The following is a 20486-nucleotide window of genomic DNA, read 5'->3' as shown; positions in this document are numbered from 1 at the left end:
AAATCATCCCGACCTTGCGCAAAAGCCAGGCAATAGCCAAAATGATGGGTGTTCGGGTCGGTTTGATAGAATCGCCGGTAATAACCGGCCCAGAGCATTTTTTCTGACATAAGTGATTTCCTGTTTTTTTATTATTCTTTATTTTTCATTGCTTCACACACCTCGCAAATCGGTTGTACAATCATATCACTTCCGGATTATTTGCCAACCATTGTAGTCGCGTTATGGAAACAAGCCGAATTGATAAAACCAATTTAAATAGTCGCTGCTATCCGTTTGTAAAATTTTTCAAAAAAACACCGCACTTGATGAGATCAAAGTGCGGTTACTTTTGTGATTATTCTAGAATTTTATTGTATGACCGTAACTTTCTAGAATTTTTTTTATATGCTCTAAAGATTCTTTGCTTGGCGGATTGACATCAGCCAATTCATATTTTTCACCTAAGGTTTCCCATTTATGTTGACCTAAACGGTGATAAGGCAACAATTCGACTTTTTCGATATTGGTCATTCCTTTGATAAATTGCCCTAAGCGATGTACCGAATCGTCATCATCCGTCCAGCCCGGCACAACCACATAACGGATCCAGGTGCGTTGATTGCGTTTCTGTAAATATTGAGCAAATTCTAATACCCGTTTATTCGGCACGCCAATGAGCTTCTGGTGGATTTCATCATTTAATTCTTTCAAATCCAACATTACCAAATCCGTGACATCCAATAATTCATCAATCACGGGATCATAACGGCGTACATAGCCGTTAGTATCAAGGCAGGTGCCAATGCCTTCTTTTTTACAGGCTCGGAACCAATCGCGTACAAATTTCGGCTGCAAAATAGCTTCACCACCGGAAGCCGTTACCCCGCCGCCGGTAGCTTTCATAAAGTGTTTATAAGTGACCACTTCTTTCATTAATTCGTCAACGGTGATTTCTTTTCCATCGTGCAAATCCCAGGTATCTCGATTGTGGCAGTATTTACAACGCATTAAACAGCCCTGTAAAAACAAAATAAAACGAATACCGGGACCATCCACGGTACCGCAGGATTCAAAAGAGTGAATACGGCCTTTAACCGGTTCGGATATTGAGAGATTTTTCACTGCAATTTCGGTTTCTGACATAATTTTTACCAAAAAGTAGAAAGTTTAAAATTATGTTGAATTTTACACCAAAGTGTAACAAAAAACGATGGATCAAAATGAATAATTAAGACTTTTGGGTTAATAATTGAGACTATTTAGTGATAACATCAAAGCAATATTTGTAATAATAGAACCCGTATAACAAACAACAAGGAGATTATTATGTCAGAATTTAAAAATTGGCCGGAACACACCGCACTTGTGAAAAAATCGTTTGGTGAGTTAGGTAAAAATCACCCGAAAATGTTACAGGCTTACGGTGCATTAGAGCAGGCTGCCGCGGCAGAAGCGTTGGATGCCAAAACTCGTGAATTAATTGCCATTGCCGTTGCGATTACCACTCGCTGTGAAAGCTGTATTAGTGTACACGCTGCGGCGGCGGCAAAAGCCGGTGCCACAGACAGCGAAATTGCCGGTGCATTGGCAACTGCCATTTCACTTAATGCGGGTGCTGCCTATACTTATGCGTTACGGGCTTTAGAAGCCGTGGAAACTCAGCGTTAATTGATAAAAACAGATAAACGTTGGAGGTAACTGATGAAAAAGTGGTTATTTGTGGCTATAAGCAGTGTAGCGGCATTAATGACAATGCCTACACAGGCTGAAACTCAGGAACAGCTTCAAATGCAAACGCAAAAAGCTGCGGGAGTATGGATTGATGTACGTTCAGCGGAAGAATTTAACAGTGGGCATATTCAAGGTGCATTAAATATTGCGCATGACAAATTAGCCGCTGAAATTGCTCAAATCGAACCGAATAAAAATGCGCCGATTAATGTGTATTGTCGTTCAGGACGTCGTGCCGAACTTGCGTTGATCGAATTAAAAAATTTAGGTTATACCAATGTGATAAATCACGGCAGTTATGAGGATTTGCGTAAACAAGAAATTCAATAATAAAAATTATCTGGTTATGTTATCTGGAATTGAGTGATCTAATGACACTCAATTCTTTTTTATTGAGTTTTTAGAGAAAAAATTTGATATCGGGGAATTGAATAATGGCGGTGAGGAAGGGATTCGAACCCTTGATGCACTTTCGCACATACACGCTTTCCAGGCGTGCTCCTTCAACCACTCGGACACCTCACCATATTGAATAAACCACATTGCAGTGATTAGGGTGCAAACTATATGGATTTCCCTTTAATTAGTCAAGTTTTTTTTGAGCTATCTCATTTTTTTATTTTTTAATTGGCGTAAAATACGACAATCTTTATTTCAATCTTCTAAAAATGTATGTTACATAAGTGGTTTTTAAATAAAAACGTGTTTCTTGCAGTAAAACCCTTCAGTGCACTGAAAGATGCTTTTCGCGCAGGCTATAGCAGTAAACATTTAGTTAAAGATCTTATTGCGGGGGGGACCGTAGGAATTATCGCTATTCCGTTATCAATGGCACTGGCTATCGCCAGCGGTGTACCGCCGCAACACGGGCTATATACCGCCATTGTTGCCGGCATTATCATTGCGTTAACCGGAGGTTCCCGTTTTAATATTTCCGGACCCACCGCGGCTTTTGTGGTGATTTTATATCCTGTGACACAGCAATTCGGTTTAAGCGGTTTGTTGATGGCAACACTGCTGTCCGGGGTGATTCTGGTATTAATGGCGTTGTTTCGTTTAGGGCGGTTGATTGAATATATTCCACTGCCGGTAACGCTTGGTTTCACCTGTGGGATCGGGATTGTGATTGCTACCTTGCAGATCAAAGATTTTCTTGGTTTGCAAATCAGCGAAATGCCCGCTCATTATATTGAAAAAGTTCAAACAATTTTCACCGCACTTTCGACAATAAACTGGGCGGATACCGCAGTCGGCGTGGTGACATTAATCGTGTTGACTCAGTGGCGTCGTCTGCGTTTACCGATTCCGGGGCATTTGCCGGCTGTGATTATTGCTACGATTTTGGCTCAGGCATTGGGCTATTGGAATCTTGATGTTGCTACAATCGGATCGGCTTTTCAATATACTTTACCGGATGGCACAACGGGCTACGGCATCCCGAATGTATTACCGGATTTTGCCTTGCCTTGGAATATCCCGAATGCGAATGGCGAAATCGTGAAGTGGGATTTTGTCGCTATTCAAACGCTGTTACCTGCCGCCTTTTCAATGGCTGCTTTGGGGGCGATTGAATCGTTGTTATGTGCAGTAGTATTGGATAATATGACCGGCACCAAACACCATTCCAATAATGAATTATTGGCTCAAGGTTTAGGCAATATCGCATCGCCGTTTTTAGGCGGAATTACGGCCACCGCCGCCATTGCCCGTTCTGCGGCGAATGTAAAAGCCGGTGGGGTATCGCCTTTAGCCAGCGTATTCCACGCATTATTAGTGTTATTTGCCTTGTTATTCTTTGCTAAAGCCTTATCTTATTTGCCACTTTCATCAATGGCCGCTTTGCTGTTGGTGGTGGCGTGGAATATGGCGAACGTACAGCAAATTATCCAACTGATTCGTCGTTCCGGCCGTAATGAAATTGCTGTCTTGCTCACTTGTTTGGTGCTGACTGTGATTTTCGATATGGTGATTGCAATTACTGTGGGTGTGTTATTGGCGAGTTTGTTATTTATCCGTACTATTGCGGAAATGACCCGTTCATTTGAATTGGCTCATCCCGATGATTTGCAGGACGTATTAGTGTATCGCATCAGTGGTCCGCTATTTTTTGCTGCCGCCGATAATCTGTTTGCCGATCTGCACGATAAAACCGTGCACACGGATCATGAAATCAAACACATTGTATTGCAATGCGATGCGGTGACGGTGTTGGATACCGGCGGGATTCACGCCTTAACCCGTTTTGTGCAAAGTATGCTGCCACATCAACAGCTTTATATGTGCAATATGCAGTTCCAACCATTGCGGGCATTAGTAAAAGCCGGTTCAGTGAAAGAGATCAAAAAAATCAATTTTGCTTCGGATTTAACGGAAGCGTTTAATAAAATTCGCGAATTTGAAAAAACAGAAGCCTAATTAACAGTTCAAGTGCGGTGAGATTTTTATATAAAAACGTTGTTTTTTATCACCGCACTTTTTTTCGTTTCCTTCTATAAAAATAGTGGGTTTTCCCGTATAATAAACCGCATTTTTCTATTCATTTAATCAACGTACAAAAAATTATGAGCAAATTTAATGTAAAAACCTTTCAAGGTATGATTCTGGCACTGCAAGAATATTGGGCGAATGTGGGGTGTACAGTGGTGCAGCCGTTTGATATGGAAGTTGGTGCGGGGACATCCCACCCAATGACAGCACTGCGTGCATTAGGCCCCGAACCAATGGCATTTGCTTACGTTCAGCCTTCACGTCGTCCGACTGACGGCCGTTATGGCGAAAATCCAAACCGTTTGCAGCATTATTATCAATTCCAAGTGGTCATCAAACCGTCACCGGACAATATTCAAGAATTGTATTTAGATAGTTTGAAAATGCTCGGTTTTGATCCGACTCAAAACGATATTCGTTTCGTTGAAGACAACTGGGAAAACCCGACTTTAGGTGCGTGGGGATTAGGTTGGGAAGTGTGGCTGAACGGAATGGAAGTGACCCAATTTACCTATTTTCAACAAGTGGGCGGTTTGGAATGCAAACCGGTGACCGGCGAAATCACCTATGGTTTAGAACGTTTGGCAATGTATATTCAAGGTGTGGATTCTGTTTATGATTTGATATGGTCTGATGGTCCGTTAGGCAAAACGACTTACGGCGATGTGTTCCACCAAAACGAAGTAGAGCAGTCCACCTATAATTTTGAATATGCGGACACGGATTTTTTATTCCACGCTTTTGAGCAGTACGAAAAAGAAGCGAAGTCTTTATTAGAGTTAGAGAAACCTTTACCGCTACCGGCTTACGAACGTATTTTAAAAGCGGCACACAGCTTTAATATGTTGGATGCTCGCAAAGCGATTTCGGTAACGGAACGCCAACGCTATATTTTACGCATCCGAGCCTTAACCAAAGGTGTGGCAGAAGCCTATTACGCCAGCCGCGAAGCGTTAGGTTTTCCGGGTTGTAAAAAATAATAATAAAGTGCGGTGGCTTTTATTAAAAATTTTTAAAACTCACCGCACTTTCTAAGAAAACAAGGACACAATATGACAGCACATCAATACCCTGATGATATTTATACTGAAGCGGACACCGATATCAATACTTTAAAAAATCTGGGACCTCTTGCGGCAATGGCGGGAATTTGGGAAGGAAAACGCGGTGTGGATATCAACCCCAAAGCGGAAGGTGCGGAAAAGGATCCTTATATTGAGCATATCGAACTGCATCCTATTGATGCACAAACCAATGGTCCGCAATTGTTCTATGGCTTGCGTTATCACCTTCACGTAGTACAGCCGGATAACGTTGAAACCTTTCACGATCAGGTGGGTTACTGGTTATGGGAACCTGCAACAGGAAACTTATTGTTAACTTTGAGTATTCCGCGCGGGCAAACCTTAATGGCAACCGGTAATGCTAAAGCGGATGATAAAGAATTTACTTTAACGGCAGTGCGTGGTTCGCTCACCAACGGCATTATTTCTAACCCGTTTTTAGAGCAAAACTTTACCACTGAAAGCTATACGATCACGGTTAAAATCAATAACGACGGCACTTGGTCTTATGAACAAGATACGGTAATGAGCATTCCGAATTACGATGAACCTTTCCATCATAAAGACCGCAATCGTTTGAGCAAAATCGGCGAACCGGTATTAAATCCAACCGCACTTGCGGAACAAAAAGGACAATAAAATGACAAAACCCGTATTATATTTTAGTGATAAATGTCCGGATACACCGCCGTTTGTGGCGAAATTAGCGGAACTGAATATTGAGTATGAGGCAGCAAATATTTCTGACTACATGCCGAATTTAAAACGCTTTTTAGCAATTCGTGATAACGCACCGGCTTTTGCAGAACGTAAAGCAAAAGGCTATATCGGTATCCCGGCATTGGTGTTGGAAAGCGGTGAGATTATTTTTGAACCTAATGAATTAGAACGTATTTTTAGTTAAGTTGACTAAATTTGATCTTGAAAGAGAAAAACAATGACAACACAAAACTTCCTAGCCGAAATCGGCACTGAAGAGCTGCCACCGAAGGCACTCAAAAAATTAGCCACTGCTTTTGCAGAGAATATGGAACAAGAGTTAAATCAAGCGGGATTGACTTTTGATAAAATTGAGTGGTTTGCGACACCGCGTCGTTTGGCATTAAAAGTGACCGCACTTTTGACTCGGCAGCCGAATAAAGAAATCGAAAAACGCGGGCCGGCGGTAGCTCAGGCATTTGATGCGGAAGGCAAACCGACCAAAGCCGCGGAAGGGTGGGCCCGGGGTTGCGGTATTACGGTGGAGCAGGCAGAACGTGTTGCCACTGATAAAGGCGAATGGCTGGTGTATCGTGCCGTGATCGAAGGGCAAAATGCCAAAGCGGTTTTAGCGGATTTAACTGCCAATGCCTTGGCGAAATTACCGATTCCAAAACCGATGCGTTGGGCGGATAAAACCGTGCAATTTATTCGTCCGGTACATACCGTGACATTATTGTTCGGCGATGAATTGATTAACGGTGAAATTCTCGGCGTGAAATCAGCCCGTATTATTCGTGGTCACCGTTTTATGGGCGAGAGCGAATTTGAGATCCAAAGTGCGGATCAATATCCGCAAATTTTAGCGGATCGCGGTTTAGTGATTGCGGATTTCCAGGCACGTAAAGATAAGATCCGTCAAAATACGGAAAAAGCAGCGGCTGAATTAGGCGGTGTGGCTGATATTGAAGAAAGCCTGTTGGATGAAGTAACGTCCTTGGTGGAATTTCCGAATGTGTTGACGGCAAAGTTTGAAGAACGTTTCTTAGCAGTACCGGCGGAAGCCTTGGTTTATACCATGAAAGGCGATCAGAAATATTTCCCGATTTATGATAAAAACGGCAAATTATTACCGCACTTTATTTTCGTATCGAACATTAATCCGCAAGATCCAAGTGCGATTATTGAAGGAAACGAAAAAGTGGTGCGTCCGCGTTTGTCTGATGCAGAATTTTTCTTTAAAACCGATTTAAAACAGCGTTTGGAAGACAAATTACCGCATTTGGAAACCGTGTTATTCCAACAACAGCTGGGCACATTGCGTGATAAAACCGCTCGAGTAGAGCAGTTAAGCGGTATTATCGCACAACAAATCGGTGCAGATGAAGCGAAAGCCAAACGTGCAGGATTGCTGTCAAAATGCGATTTAATAACCAATATGGTGTTTGAATTTACCGACACCCAAGGCGTAATGGGAATGCACTATGCGCGTCACGACGGTGAAGATGAAGAAGTGGCAATTGCTTTAAACGAACAATATATGCCACGCTTTGCGGGTGATGAGTTACCGCATTCTTTAGTGGCTTGTTCTGTGGCATTAGCGGATAAAATCGATACTTTAACCGGTATTTTCGGCATCGGTCAGCATCCGAAAGGGGATAAAGATCCGTTTGCCTTGCGTCGTGCCGCATTAGGCGTGCTGCGTATTATCGTAGAGAAAAAATTACCACTGGATTTAACGGATTTAGTGGAAAAATCCACCGCACTTTATGGCGATAAGCTCACTAATGAAAATGTGATTGCGGATGTAGTGGATTTTATGCTCGGCCGTTTCCGTGCTTGGTATCAAGATGAAGGTATTGCGGTGGATGTTATTCAAGCGGTATTGGCTCGCCGTCCGACCCGTCCTGCGGATTTTGATGACCGCGTACGTGCAGTGGCTCATTTTCGCACCTTAGATTCAGCCGAAGCCTTAGCCGCTGCGAATAAACGTGTAAGCAATATTCTAGCGAAAGTGGAAGGTAAAATTTCAGATAAAATCGACCGCACTTTATGCGTAGAATCGGCAGAAATCGCATTGGCGGAACAAGTGGAAAAACTGCAAAGCGAATTACAACCTATCTTTGCACAAGGGGACTACCAAACTGCATTAGATCGTTTGGCGAGTTTGCGTGAAACTGTGGACAATTTCTTTGAAAATGTGATGGTGAATGCGGATGATGAAAAATTACGTCAAAATCGTTTAGCGATTTTAAATACTTTGCGTAATTTATTTTTGCAAGCAGCGGATATTTCGTTGTTGCAGTAACAAGATGATAAAACGAAAAAGCGATTTCAATTAAAATCGCTTTTTTTATGTTTTGATAAATTAACGCACCTGACTACCGATTAAACCGCCTAATGCCGCACCACCAAGGGTTGCACCGGTACTGTCACCGATAATCGCACCGGCTGCACCGCCGATTGCTGCACCGACTGCGGTATTTTTTTGCTGTCTATCCATATTAGAACAGCCTACGATTGATGCACCTAACATTGCGATTAATACTGATTTTATTAAGATGTTTTTCATAAATACCTCTAATTATAATAAGGTTGCTAGTACGATTTGATCCGGTTCGATATGGATCCACACTTGTTCGCCTTGGCTAATATTCTCATCGGCAATAGCACAAATTTCTATATTATTACCGAGATCGATGATAACTTCATTCTTGTCCTTGCCAGTTACTTCTGTAACATTCCCTTTGACCAGATTTTTGAACGTTTGTTCATTTTTTTCTGTATTTTTTATGATTTTTATCCAAGGTGCTTTGATCATCAGCATAATTTCTTTGTCGGAAACTAATTGTAAACGCACCGCACTTTTTTCGGTAATTTCCGCATAAAGCGGTTCGATTAATCCTCCAATGCGAACTTCAACCAAGCATTTACCGTGTTCATAAGTGAGTTTATTAATATTGCCGATTAATTGATTACGTGCACTGCTTTGCAAAGAAAAACGAGCCGTAGCAGAAAGCAGGCTTTCCAACGGCACATTTTCATCTTGTAGTACTGCAAATGCTTTTTCTTGAGTTTGTTGAAGAAAATCATAGAGTTGTAATAATCTCAACGCGTATGTGGTGAGTGAGGTACCACCGCCGTTTTTACCGCCGGTATTGCGTTCCAACAGTGGATGCGGACTTATTTCATTCATCGCTTGTAGATGATCCCATGCACTTTTATAGCTGACTTTGGCATTTTTGGCCGCTTGATTAATCGAACCGCATTGTTGGATTTCCTTTAATAATTTAATGCGTTTAGGGTCAACAAATAACTGTTGTTGTAATTTTATCGTCAATAAAATTTCACTTTCTAACATAACTTTACTCCGTAAACTTTTTAGTTATTTTAGAATAATTTTTGTTTGATATGTAGCTTTTGTTTATATATTCGTTATATAATGTTTTACATAATTTGTTGATATATTAAGGAGATGCTATGAAATCAAAAATGACTGCCGTTTTAACCGCACTTTTGCTGACCACAGGAGTGGCACAAGCTAAAATAACTGTTTTTGCCGCTGCTTCAATGACAAATGCACTACAAGATGTTGCGACAGAATATAAAAAAACTAATCCGCAAGAAGAAATCGTGTTTTCTTTTGCATCATCATCTACGTTGGCGAAGCAAATTGAACAAGGTGCTCCGGCAGATTTATTTATTTCTGCTAATACTAAATGGATGAATTATTTATCCGAAAAAGGATTAACCGTGAAAGACACTGAAAAAGTGTTAGTCGGCAACTCGCTTGTGTTAATTGCACCGACGGACAGCAAAGAAATGAAAGTGGATATTGCTCAAGGCCAGTGGATCAATAATTTAAAAAACAACTATCTATCAGTGGGCGATCCTGATCATGTGCCTGCCGGTATCTATGCGAAGGAGGCATTGACGAAACTCAATTTATGGGATTTTGTAAGCGATAAACTTGCCAAAGCAAAAGACGTACGAGCCGCATTAGCTTTAGTTGAGCGTGCAGAAGCACCATATGGTATCGTATATGGTACGGATGCAAAAGCCACAGAAAAAGTCAAAGTGGTAGGCGAATTTCCTACCGATAGCTATAAAGCGGTGGAATATCCGGCAGCGATATTAAAAGATCATGATAATGCGGAAAATCGCACTTTTTTAACTTATTTAGAATCACCGGAAGTTAAGAAAGTTTTTGAAAAATATGGTTTTTCAGTGAAATAACTAAAAAAATTGGGCGTATGACAAGATACGCCCTTTTGGATTTTACTCACCAAACTCCAACATAAAGTCTTTTGTTTTTTCTACCATTGATTTCGATCCTACAAATAATGGCACGCGCTGATGTAGTGCGGTAGGTTGGATATCTAAAATGCGATTATAACCGTCTAATGCCAATCCGCCCGCCTGCTCGGCTAAGAATGCCATCGGATTGCCTTCATATAACAAACGCAGTTTACCTTTCGGATAATTGGTGGCACTCGGATAAATATAAACACCACCCTTGAGCATATTACGGTGGAAGTCGGAAACCAGTGAACCGATATAACGTGAGGTATAAGGACGATTAGTCGCTGGATCATCTTCCTGACAGTATTTAATATATTTTTTTACACCCATTGGGAAGCGTAAATATTGACCTTCATTGATGGAATAAATTTTACCTGTTTCCGGGAATTTAATATTTTCATGAGAAAGATAAAACGTACCCAATGACGGCTCGTAAGTAAATCCGTTTACGCCGTGGCCGGTAGTATAAACCAACATGGTAGATGAACCGTACACCACATAGCCCGCCGCCACTTGCTGATTACCCGGTTGCATAAAATCTTCTATAGTGACCGGCGTACCGATTGGCGAAACACGGTGATAAATAGAAAAAATTGTGCCTACAGAGACATTCACGTCAATATTTGATGAACCGTCCAATGGATCCGTTAAAATAATATATTTGGCATTACGCCCCCGTTCCGTATCAAACGCAATAAAATTCTCTTCTTCTTCAGATGCAAACCCTGCCACATCTTCACGAGCCATTAAAGCATTTTTAATAGTATCGTGTGCAAACAGATCCAGTTTCATTTGTGCTTCGCCTTGCACGTTTTCTACGCCGGAACCACCGAGAATATTATTGGTTAAACCTGCTTTATTAATATCGCGGTGAATGATTTTCGCTGCCAATCGTATCGATGACAAAATACCGCTTAACGCCCCTTTGGCATTGGGGTAATCCGCTTGTTTTTCAATAATAAACTCACCTAATGTTTTCATAATTTTTCCTTGATTAAATTCTTAATTTGGTTGTGCAATATGCACGACTGCTTTATTATAAGAACCTGATTTTCGGTGCGAAAGCGATGTAATAAAAGAATTTTAATTCTGTGATCTACGTCACACTTCAAATAAAGTATTAACGGACAATAAGTTATGAAAACAAAACATATCCATATTTTAGGTGTGTGCGGCACTTTTATGGGCGGCATAGCGATAATTGCGAAACAAATGGGCTATAAAGTGACCGGTTCGGATACCAATGTATATCCGCCGATGAGCACTTTTTTAGAGAAAAATGGGGTAGAAATCATACTGCACTTTGACGTTTCTCAATTACAGCCTGCGCCGGATTTAGTGATTATCGGTAATGCGATGAAACGCGGCAATCCTTGCGTGGAATATGTCTTGGAAAATAATCTGCCGTTCACTTCCGGTCCGCAATGGTTGCATGATCATTTATTACGTGATCGCTGGGTGTTTGCCGTATCCGGCACGCACGGCAAAACCACGACTACGGGAATGTTGACATGGATTTTGGAACAAAACGGTTTAAATCCGGGGTTTTTAATCGGAGGAATTGCGGGAAATTTCGGCGTATCTGCCCGTTTAGGCGGCAGTCAATATTTTGTTATTGAAGCGGATGAATACGATACGGCATTTTTCGATAAACGCTCCAAATTTGTGCATTACAACCCAAAAACCTTGATTATTAATAATATCGGTTTCGATCACGCAGATATTTTTGATGATTTGCACGCCATTCAACGCCAATTCCATCATATGATTCGTACCATTTCTGCCAGCGGTCGTATTTTATCGGTGAAAGTAGAGCAGAGCGTGCAGGATACCTTAGCCATGGGCTGTTGGTCTGAACAGCAATTTTTAGGCAAAGATCAAGAATGGTATGCAGAACGCATTACTGATGACAGCACGCAGTTTGCCGTATTTCATCAGGGTGAAAAAGCCGCTGAAGTGCATTGGAATATTGTGGGGCAACACAATATGCACAATGCATTAATGGCTATTGCCGCCGCGTATCACGCAGGTATCGGTATCCAAGATTCCGCCAAGGCTTTAGCAACTTTTGTGAATGCCAACCGGCGTTTGGAAGTGAAGGGCGAAGTTAACGGTGTCACCGTTTATGATGATTTTGCACACCACCCGGCAGAAATTCTTGCCACATTAACCGCACTTCGCGATAAAGTGGGGGGGGCAAAACGCATTTTTGCCGTATTAGAACCTCGTTCCAATACCATGAAAATGGGCGTGCATAAAGATGAAATCGCTCCGGCATTAGGTCGTGCCGATCAGGCATTCTTCTTGCAGCCGGATAATATTTCATGGGATGTGGCAGAAATCGCCAAGCAATGTGTTCAGCCGGCATATTGGACAGCCGATTTGGATAAATTAGTGGATATGATTGTAGCAGAGGCCCAAGCAGATGATCATATTCTCGTTATGAGTAACGGTAGTTTTGGCGGCATTCATCAGAAGTTGCTGGATAAATTAGCGGAAAAATAGCTAACATATATGAAATGAAAAATAAAGGACAGCATTTGCCGTCCTTTATTTTTATTTACCCCAAACTTCTTCTGCGATTTCCCGAATAAAGTTGAGTTTATCCCATTGCTGTTGTTCGGTGAGAATATTACCTTCTTCGGTGGAGGCAAAACCGCATTGCGGGCTTAAGCAAAGTTGATTGATATCCACGTATTCTGCCGCTTCTTTGATGCGGGTGATAATATCATTTTTATCTTCTAATGTACCGTCTTTAGAGGTAACTAAGCCTAATACCACTTGTTGATCTTTAATGAATCGTAATGGTTTGAAATCACCGGAGCGGTCACTGTCGTATTCTAAGAAGAAACCGTTAATTTTGCAGTTGCCGAATAATTCCTCAGCCACCGGTTCATAGCCACCGGAAGAGAACCACGTCGAGCGGAAGTTACCGCGACAGATGTGCATGGTGATAACCATATCCTTCGGACGATCTGCAATGGCACGATTGATTAAATAGACATAATCTTTAGCCAATTGCGCCAAATCGAATCCGCGTTCTTGATATGCGGCACGTTTTTCTTCGGAGCAGAGTTCGCCCCAGCTGGTGTCGTCTAATTGTAGGTTGCGGCACCCCAAATCATAGAATTTTTGTACCGCACTTTTATAGGCAGCGGCAATATCGTCCAATAACTGTTGATTATTATCTTTATAACGGTGAATCGGTTGATAGTCTGTGGCACGTACGGTACAAATCAAATGTAGCATTGATGGTGACGGAATCGTATATTTTACCGGAAAATCGCCGGCAATTTGTTGCAGTGAACGATAATGTTGTAAGAACGGGTGATTATCGGAAAAACCGATTTTATCCACAATTTTTAAGGTTTTCGGACGAACACTGTGATGTTTGAATTGTACGGAAAATTTTTCTGCATCCACTTCCTCCACACCCTCTAATGCGGCTAAGAAATCCAAATGCCAGAAAGCACGACGAAATTCACCGTCTGTTACTGCGTGTAAAGCCACCGCTTTTTGGTGTTCTACCAGTTTGGCGATTTCCTCATCTTCCACTTTGGTTAGGTCAGCGCAAGAAATATCACCGCAGGCACATTGTTGGCGAGCAAGTTTTAATGATTCCGGACGTAAAAAACTCCCCACGATGTCATTACGAAACGGAGCTTGAGTTCTGGGTTGTGCGTTTGCAAATAGTTTAGACATATTGTTCCTTATTTTTAATGCAAAAGTGCGGTCAAATTCGACCGCACTTTAGGAATGACAAGCAATTAGAAGTCGTAACGAAGACCGACTTTAGCACCGTAGTTATTGACTTTAGCATCATCAATTTTACCTAAACGGTTATATTCTAATCCTGCATTCAAATGAAGGTTTTGGATTAATGGATATTGAACACCAACAACAGCACCATAACCAAGGCCGGTTTCTTTATAGCTATCGTAATTTGCAGTACTGTTTTCTATGTAATTATCTTCTAATTCTAAACGGTTAATTGCTAAACGTACACCAACATAAGGTTTAACCGATATTTCCACCGGAATATCATAAATAGCAGAAAGCCCGATACCACGAATTTTAGTTTCTGAATTTCCTTTAACACCTGCAATACCATAGTTATCAGTAAGATTTTTATAATGTGTATAATCTAAAGCTAAGCGGAAATCTTGAAGTTTATAACCGACACTAATACGTGGTTCAAAATGCGTTTTTTTAATATCGGCATCCTGAATTTCAGTTTTTGAAACGCCTAAATCACCTTGTACGTACCAATTTGCGTTAGCGGTGGTTGCGATGGTTAAAGTGCCTAAAACGACTGCTAGTAATGTCTTTTTCATAACAAACTCCTTGTGTGTTCAGATTAATTAATATGGTTTAAGGCAAATGGAGTGTAGCATAATTTATCTTGTTGTTCTACATTGATAATTCGTATTTCAACGGCGCTTTACATTTTCGACAAAAATACACCGCACTTTCCCGCTGAATTTTGTTATGGCGACGGATTGATAACTGATGAATTTGGCATTGGCAGCGATACGAAAAGGTTTGTCCTTGCACACTTTCTACATCAAATTGATGGCATGTATCTGCGGGCAGATTAAAAATTTTCGTCATTACTGCCTGCCATTCTTGTCCGTGCGGTTTAACGCGACCAAAGACTTGATACACAATCAAATGAGCCAATTCGTGCGGCACGGTTTGGTGAATAAATTCATTTGGATTTTCCTGCAGTAAAGTGCGGTTTAATTTGATTAAATTTTTTTGCAAATAAGCCACACCGGCTTTTGTCCCTCGTAAATCATAGCAAATTTCCGGCATTGAAAATTTACGGCAGAAATGCTGTTCGGCAAGTTGCAGACAGTGAGTTAGCCGCCGCAGCACCTGCATTTTGAATATGCGAAATTGAGTATCCATAATGAAAAAATAAGGGCAAACCTAGTTTACCCTTTAAAAATAAGATTAAAAAAATTATTTCAAACCCGCCGCACTTCTTAATTCATCGGCACGATCCGTTTTTTCCCATGGGAATTGTTCGCGACCGAAGTGACCGTATGCCGCGGTTTGGCGGTAAATCGGTTGGATTAAATCCAGCATTTTAATTAAACCGTAAGGGCGTAAATCAAAATGTTCACGAACTAATGTCACCAATAAATCTTCGCTTACTTTGGCTGTGCCGAAGGTTTCGAGCATAATTGATGTAGGTTCTGCTACGCCGATAGCGTAAGAAAGTTGAATTTCACAACGATCTGCCAAGCCTGCGGCTACGATATTTTTTGCGACATAACGAGCGGCATAAGCAGCAGAGCGGTCAACTTTTGACGGATCTTTGCCGGAAAATGCACCGCCGCCGTGACGGGCTGCACCGCCGTAGGTGTCCACAATAATTTTACGACCGGTTAAACCGCAGTCGCCCATTGGACCGCCAATGACAAAACGGCCGGTCGGATTGATGAAATATTTTGTGTTTTTGGATAACCATTTGCTTGGTAACACCGGTTTGATGATTTCTTCCATCACCGCTTCGTGCAAGTCTTTCTGGTTGATGCTGTCTGCGTGCTGAGTGGAAAGCACTACGGCATCCACACCTTCAATTTTGCCGTCCACATATTTTAAGGTCACTTGGCTTTTTGCATCCGGGCGTAACCAGTTTAATCGACCGTTTTTACGCACTTCCGCTTGACGTTCCATTAAACGGTGAGCGTAAGTAATCGCTGCCGGCATTAATACATCGGTTTCATTGGTGGCATAGCCGAACATAATGCCTTGGTCGCCCGCACCTTGTTCTAATGGGTTGGCACGATCCACGCCTTGATTGATGTCGGATGATTGTTTGCCGATAGCGTTTAATACCGCACAAGAATGGCCGTCAAAGCCCATTTCCGATGTGGTGTAACCGATGTCGCAAATCACTTGGCGGGCAAGGTTTTCGATATCCACCCACGCTGATGTGGTGATTTCACCGCCCACTAAGGCCATACCGGTTTTTACATAGGTTTCGCAAGCGACGCGTGCTTTCGGGTCTTGTTTTAAAATTTCGTCTAGCACCGCATCAGAAATTTGATCGGCGATTTTATCAGGATGCCCTTCAGAAACGGATTCGGATGTAAATAAGTGTGTAGCCATTCTTTTTCTCTTTTAAATTTACTTTATTTTACAGAAGTGTAGATGTTTAGACGGCTATAATACGCTTTTCGACCAAAAAAGCAAATTTTTCTCTTATTTTTATTTAAAAAGTGCGGTCAGTTTTCTTGAAATTTTATTTTTTGTTCCTATATAGACTGCATTGTTAATGAAAATCAAAAGGATACAACAATGAGTCAAAATCAAGAAACTCGCGGATTTCAGTCCGAAGTGAAACAATTATTACAACTAATGATCCACTCTCTTTATTCCAATAAAGAGATTTTTTTACGCGAATTGATTTCCAACGCGTCGGATGCGGCAGATAAACTGCGTTTTAAAGCCTTATCCGCACCGGAATTATATGAAGGTGACGGTGATTTAAAAGTGCGTATCAGTTTTGATGCGGATAAAGGCACGATCACCATTAATGATAACGGTATCGGGATGACCCGCGAACAGGCTATCGATCATTTGGGGACGATTGCTAAATCCGGAACTAAAGAATTTTTGACCACACTTGGTAGCGATCAGGCAAAAGACAGTCAATTAATCGGGCAGTTCGGTGTAGGTTTTTACTCGGCATTCATTGTAGCGGATAAAGTAAGTGTGAAAACCCGTGCGGCAGGTGAAAGTGCGGATAAAGGTGTGCTGTGGGAATCCGCCGGCGAAGGGGATTACACTGTGGCGGATATTGAGAAAAAATCCCGCGGTACGGAAATCACTTTGCATTTGCGTGATGATGAAAAAGAGTTTTTAAATGAGTGGCGTTTGCGTGAAATCATCGGTAAATATTCCGATCATATCGGTCTGCCGGTGGAAATTCTCACTAAAGAATATGATGACGAAGGCAAAGAAACCGGCATTAAGTGGGAAAAAATCAATAAAGCTCAAGCCTTATGGACGCGTGCCAAAAATGACATTTCTGATGACGAATATAAAGAATTTTATAAACATTTAAGCCACGATTTTGCCGATCCGTTGTTATGGGCACACAATAAAGTGGAAGGTAATCAAGAATACACCAGTTTGCTTTATGTGCCGGGCAAAGCACCGTGGGATTTATTCAATCGTGAACATAAACACGGCTTGAAACTTTATGTGCAGCGTGTGTTTATTATGGATGATGCAGAGCAGTTTATGCCGAATTACCTGCGTTTTATGCGTGGTTTAATCGACAGCAATGACTTGCCGCTGAATGTATCCCGTGAAATTCTGCAGGATAATAAAGTTACTCAAGCCTTACGTAAAGCCTTAACCAAACGGTCATTGCAAATGTTGGAAAAATTGGCGAAAGATGATGTCGCACAATATCAACAATTCTGGCAGCAATTCGGTTTGGTGTTGAAAGAAGGTCCGGCAGAGGATTTTGCCAACAAAGAAACTATTGCAAAATTATTGCGTTTTGCCTCCACTCACAATGACAGCAGCGAACAAACAGTGTCATTGGAGGATTATGTCGGCCGAATGAAAGAGGGGCAAAAAGCCATTTATTACATCACGGCGGACAGCTATATTGCAGCGAAAAATTCACCGCACTTGGAATTGTTCAACAAAAAAGGCATCGAGGTGTTGTTGCTTTCCGATCGTATTGACGAATGGATGTTAAGCTATTTAACGGAATTTGACGGCAAACCGTTGCAAACCATCAGCAAAGCAGATTTGGATTTAGGCGATTTAGCGGATAAAGAGCAAGAGGAAAGCCAAAAAGAACAGGACAAAGCATTCGCCGGTTTTGTGGAACGAGTAAAAACACTGTTAGGTGAACGCGTAAAAGATGTGCGTTTAACCCATCGTTTAACGGACACTCCGGCAGTGGTTTCCACGGATAACGATCAAATGACTACGCAAATGGCGAAATTATTTGCGGCAGCAGGGCAGTCTGTGCCGGAAGTGAAATATACGTTTGAATTGAATCCGGAACATCATTTAGTGAAAAAAGTAGCGGATTTAGCAGACGAAGCCGAATTTGCCGATTGGACTGAATTGTTATTTGAGCAAGCAATTCTGGCAGAACGCGGCAGCTTGGAAAATCCGACTGCGTTTATTAAACGTGTGAATAAATTGTTGGGTTAATGTTTATGTAGGGACAAGGCGATGCCTTGTCCCTATTGTTAATTGCCCCCTATAAACGGTCTACTTGTTTGAACTATTTTTTTTATATACAATGAGATAGCTACAACAGTGGTTGTAGTGTTCATTTATTGAAATTAAACAATAGAGGTTTTCTATGAAAAAATTAATGTTATCCGCAGTATTAGGTTTAGTCGCGGTTTCAGCAAATGCCGCCGATTTGGATCCGTCTTGTGAAGCATATTTCAAAGCAGTTGATGAATATGTGGCTAAAGCACCGGAGGCAGTAAAACAGCAAATGGAAGCCAGTAAGCAACAAATGGCTAGTATGCCGACAGCCTCACAAAAAATGGCTTGCGAACAAGCAATGGAACAGCTAAAACAAATGCCTAAAATGTAATATAGGGTTATAATTTCAGCCGGACAATTGTCCGGCTTTTTTGTGGATAAAAAAATTAAAAGGAAAGAAACAAAAGTGCGGTCAGAATTAGATGAAAAATTTATGCGTTATGCCTTAGATTTGGCAGACAAAGCCGAACAAGCGGGGGAAATTCCTGTAGGCGCTGTGTTGGTAGATGAGAACGGCAATATTATTGGTGAAGGTTGGAATTTATCCATTATCGCGTCGGATCCCACCGCTCACGCAGAAATCATCGCATTACGTAATGGAGCAAAAAATGTGCAAAATTATCGTTTACTCAATACCACGCTTTATGTGACGTTAGAACCTTGTACAATGTGTGCCGGAGCGATTTTACATAGCCGTATTAAACGTTTGGTATTTGGTGCGGCAGATTATAAAACCGGTGCGGTAGGATCCCGTTTTCATTTTTTTGATGATTATAAAATGAATCATACCATTGAAGTCACCGCGGGTGTGTTGCAGGATGAGTGCAGTCAAAAGCTGAGTGCGTTTTTTCAAAAACGACGAGCTGAGAAAAAATTGGAAAAACAAACCGCACTTTAATAGCCTAAAGTGCGGTAATTTTTTGTGGAATTTTCAGTTATTTTTTCTTCGCATATTTCAATGAGTCAATAGCAACCGCCAAGATAATAATTGAACCTTTGATAATATATTGCCAGTATGGGTTTACGCCGATATAGGTCAAACCATAGTTAATTACCGTAAAGATAATTACTCCGGTGACCACCCCAACAATTGTACCAATACCGCCGGCAAAAGATACACCGCCTACTACACAAGCCGCAATGGCATCTAACTCATACATAAATCCTAGGTTATTGGTAGCGGAACCGATACGACCCGCTTCTAATAAACCGCCGAAACCATAGAATGCACCGGCAAGCGTGTAGATCATCAGCAGGTTACGAACCACGTTTACACCGGATACACGAGCCGCTTCCGGGTTGCCACCGATAGCAAAGATGTTTTTACCAAAGCGGGTTTTGTTCCAAAGTGTCCACATTAAGATCGTGGCAATAATAGCATAAATTGTGATATAAGATAACTTAAATCCGCCGATTCGGAAGAAACCTTGTGTAAAGTTGGTGAAACTTTCGCTGAAACCGGCAATTGGTGAAGCACCTACGGCATCATAGTAAAGTGAGTTGATACCGTAAACGATGATCATTGTGCCCATTGTAGCGATAAACGGTGTTACGTTTAATACCGCCACAATAAAGCCGTTCACTAAACCAATGACGGCCCCGATGGCACAAACTGTCAGAATGACTAAAGGAATCGGTAATTCGCCTAAGTCAGGGAATACACGGTTCATGTTATCCATAGCTTGCAACATGGTGGCGGAAATTACCGCGGCTAAACCCACTTGGCGACCGGCGGATAAGTCTGTACCTTGTACTACCAGAAGGCCTGCGATACCGAGAGCAATGATCAGACGTACAGAGGATTGGGTCAGAATGTTACTGAAGTTCATTAAGTTCAAGAATGTTGGATCTTGTGAAATAATCACTCCAAGCAAAATCAATAATACAAAATAAATGGCATTTTGTTTTAGAAAGTCTAAAGTTTTGTTTGATTGTAAGGCCGACATAATCAGTTCCCCTGTA

General features: G+C 41.6%; 21 protein-coding genes and 1 tRNA gene. 12 read left to right on the top strand and 10 right to left on the bottom strand.

Features of this window, described 5'->3' with window-relative positions; genetic code table 11:
• Positions 1–342: 342 nt before the first annotated feature.
• On the bottom strand, positions 343–1125 hold the full coding sequence (gene pflA, locus EDC44_RS09525) for a pyruvate formate lyase 1-activating protein (RefSeq protein WP_131977989.1): 783 nt from the start codon (positions 1123–1125) through the stop codon (positions 343–345).
• A 183-nt stretch (positions 1126–1308) separates the two neighbouring features.
• Between pflA and EDC44_RS09520 the strand changes: the two genes are divergently transcribed.
• Complete coding sequence (locus EDC44_RS09520) at positions 1309–1650, top strand: carboxymuconolactone decarboxylase family protein (RefSeq protein WP_131977986.1); 342 nt, start codon at positions 1309–1311, stop codon at positions 1648–1650.
• A gap of 33 nt (positions 1651–1683) precedes the next feature.
• Positions 1684–2043, top strand: coding sequence for a rhodanese-like domain-containing protein (locus tag EDC44_RS09515; RefSeq protein ID WP_131977983.1), 360 nt, complete (start codon positions 1684–1686; stop codon positions 2041–2043).
• 105 nt (positions 2044–2148) lie between these two features.
• Here EDC44_RS09515 and EDC44_RS09510 read toward each other — a convergent pair.
• Positions 2149–2238 (bottom strand) — tRNA-Ser (locus EDC44_RS09510).
• Positions 2239–2385: 147 nt separating this feature from the next.
• Here EDC44_RS09510 and dauA point away from each other — a divergent pair.
• From dauA to glyS, 5 genes are all read left to right on the top strand, one after another.
• A complete protein-coding gene (dauA, locus tag EDC44_RS09505; RefSeq protein ID WP_131977980.1) occupies positions 2386–4128 on the top strand; it encodes a C4-dicarboxylic acid transporter DauA in 1743 nt (580 codons plus the stop codon).
• A gap of 143 nt (positions 4129–4271) precedes the next feature.
• Positions 4272–5180, top strand: coding sequence for a glycine--tRNA ligase subunit alpha (glyQ, locus tag EDC44_RS09500; RefSeq protein ID WP_131977977.1), 909 nt, complete (start codon positions 4272–4274; stop codon positions 5178–5180).
• A 72-nt stretch (positions 5181–5252) separates the two neighbouring features.
• Positions 5253–5903 carry an FABP family protein gene (locus tag EDC44_RS09495; RefSeq protein ID WP_131977974.1) on the top strand — a complete coding sequence of 217 codons (651 nt, stop codon included), beginning with the start codon at positions 5253–5255 and terminating at the stop codon, positions 5901–5903.
• A gap of 1 nt (position 5904) precedes the next feature.
• A complete protein-coding gene (locus EDC44_RS09490) occupies positions 5905–6168 on the top strand; it encodes a hypothetical protein (protein ID WP_131977971.1) in 264 nt (87 codons plus the stop codon).
• A gap of 33 nt (positions 6169–6201) precedes the next feature.
• Positions 6202–8271 (top strand): glycine--tRNA ligase subunit beta, encoded by a 2070-nt coding sequence (glyS, locus tag EDC44_RS09485; protein WP_131977968.1) that lies wholly within the window; start codon positions 6202–6204, stop codon positions 8269–8271.
• Positions 8272–8331: 60 nt separating this feature from the next.
• Here glyS and EDC44_RS09480 read toward each other — a convergent pair whose 3' ends face one another.
• On the bottom strand, positions 8332–8499 hold the full coding sequence (locus tag EDC44_RS09480; protein ID WP_424276108.1) for a glycine zipper 2TM domain-containing protein: 168 nt from the start codon (positions 8497–8499) through the stop codon (positions 8332–8334).
• A 48-nt stretch (positions 8500–8547) separates the two neighbouring features.
• Positions 8548–9324, bottom strand: coding sequence for a TOBE domain-containing protein (locus tag EDC44_RS09475; protein WP_131977962.1), 777 nt, complete (start codon positions 9322–9324; stop codon positions 8548–8550).
• Positions 9325–9443: 119 nt separating this feature from the next.
• Here EDC44_RS09475 and modA point away from each other — a divergent pair, with 119 nt between their 5' ends.
• On the top strand, positions 9444–10199 hold the full coding sequence (gene modA, locus EDC44_RS09470; protein ID WP_131977959.1) for a molybdate ABC transporter substrate-binding protein: 756 nt from the start codon (positions 9444–9446) through the stop codon (positions 10197–10199).
• Positions 10200–10241: 42 nt separating this feature from the next.
• Here modA and fbp read toward each other — a convergent pair whose 3' ends face one another.
• Positions 10242–11246, bottom strand: coding sequence for a class 1 fructose-bisphosphatase (fbp, locus tag EDC44_RS09465; protein ID WP_131977956.1), 1005 nt, complete (start codon positions 11244–11246; stop codon positions 10242–10244).
• Between the two features lie 156 nt (positions 11247–11402).
• Here fbp and mpl point away from each other — a divergent pair, with 156 nt between their 5' ends.
• Positions 11403–12770, top strand: coding sequence for a UDP-N-acetylmuramate:L-alanyl-gamma-D-glutamyl-meso-diaminopimelate ligase (gene mpl / locus EDC44_RS09460; RefSeq protein WP_131977953.1), 1368 nt, complete (start codon positions 11403–11405; stop codon positions 12768–12770).
• A 51-nt stretch (positions 12771–12821) separates the two neighbouring features.
• Here the strand turns inward: mpl and EDC44_RS09455 are convergent, their stop codons facing one another.
• The 4 genes from EDC44_RS09455 to metK form a co-directional block, all read right to left on the bottom strand.
• A complete protein-coding gene (locus tag EDC44_RS09455; protein ID WP_131977950.1) occupies positions 12822–13967 on the bottom strand; it encodes a 5-methyltetrahydropteroyltriglutamate--homocysteine S-methyltransferase in 1146 nt (381 codons plus the stop codon).
• 65 nt (positions 13968–14032) lie between these two features.
• Entirely contained in the window at positions 14033–14599 is a 567-nt protein-coding gene (locus EDC44_RS09450; protein ID WP_131977947.1) for an opacity family porin, read from the bottom strand.
• Between the two features lie 76 nt (positions 14600–14675).
• Positions 14676–15149 carry a SprT family zinc-dependent metalloprotease gene (locus EDC44_RS09445; RefSeq protein WP_131977944.1) on the bottom strand — a complete coding sequence of 158 codons (474 nt, stop codon included), beginning with the start codon at positions 15147–15149 and terminating at the stop codon, positions 14676–14678.
• An 81-nt stretch (positions 15150–15230) separates the two neighbouring features.
• Positions 15231–16385: a methionine adenosyltransferase gene (metK, locus tag EDC44_RS09440; RefSeq protein WP_131977941.1), complete on the bottom strand. Its 1155-nt coding sequence runs from the start codon at positions 16383–16385 to the stop codon at positions 15231–15233.
• A gap of 189 nt (positions 16386–16574) precedes the next feature.
• Between metK and htpG the strand changes: the two genes are divergently transcribed.
• From htpG to tadA, 3 genes are all read left to right on the top strand, one after another.
• Positions 16575–18458: a molecular chaperone HtpG gene (htpG, locus tag EDC44_RS09435; protein ID WP_131977938.1), complete on the top strand. Its 1884-nt coding sequence runs from the start codon at positions 16575–16577 to the stop codon at positions 18456–18458.
• Between the two features lie 154 nt (positions 18459–18612).
• Positions 18613–18855: a DUF5339 family protein gene (locus tag EDC44_RS09430; RefSeq protein WP_131977935.1), complete on the top strand. Its 243-nt coding sequence runs from the start codon at positions 18613–18615 to the stop codon at positions 18853–18855.
• Between the two features lie 75 nt (positions 18856–18930).
• Positions 18931–19422, top strand: coding sequence for a tRNA adenosine(34) deaminase TadA (gene tadA / locus EDC44_RS09425; protein ID WP_131977932.1), 492 nt, complete (start codon positions 18931–18933; stop codon positions 19420–19422).
• A gap of 37 nt (positions 19423–19459) precedes the next feature.
• On the opposite strand, the gene mglC is transcribed toward tadA, so the two are convergent.
• The gene (mglC, locus tag EDC44_RS09420; protein WP_131977929.1) at positions 19460–20470 is read right to left on the bottom strand and encodes a galactose/methyl galactoside ABC transporter permease MglC; all 1011 of its coding nucleotides are present in this window, start codon (positions 20468–20470) and stop codon (positions 19460–19462) included.
• Between the last annotated feature and the right edge of the window lie 16 nt (positions 20471–20486).

The organism is Cricetibacter osteomyelitidis (assembly GCF_004340985.1).
GTDB lineage: Bacteria > Pseudomonadota > Gammaproteobacteria > Enterobacterales > Pasteurellaceae > Cricetibacter > Cricetibacter osteomyelitidis.
This window is presented reverse-complemented; position numbering and strand designations above follow the sequence as displayed.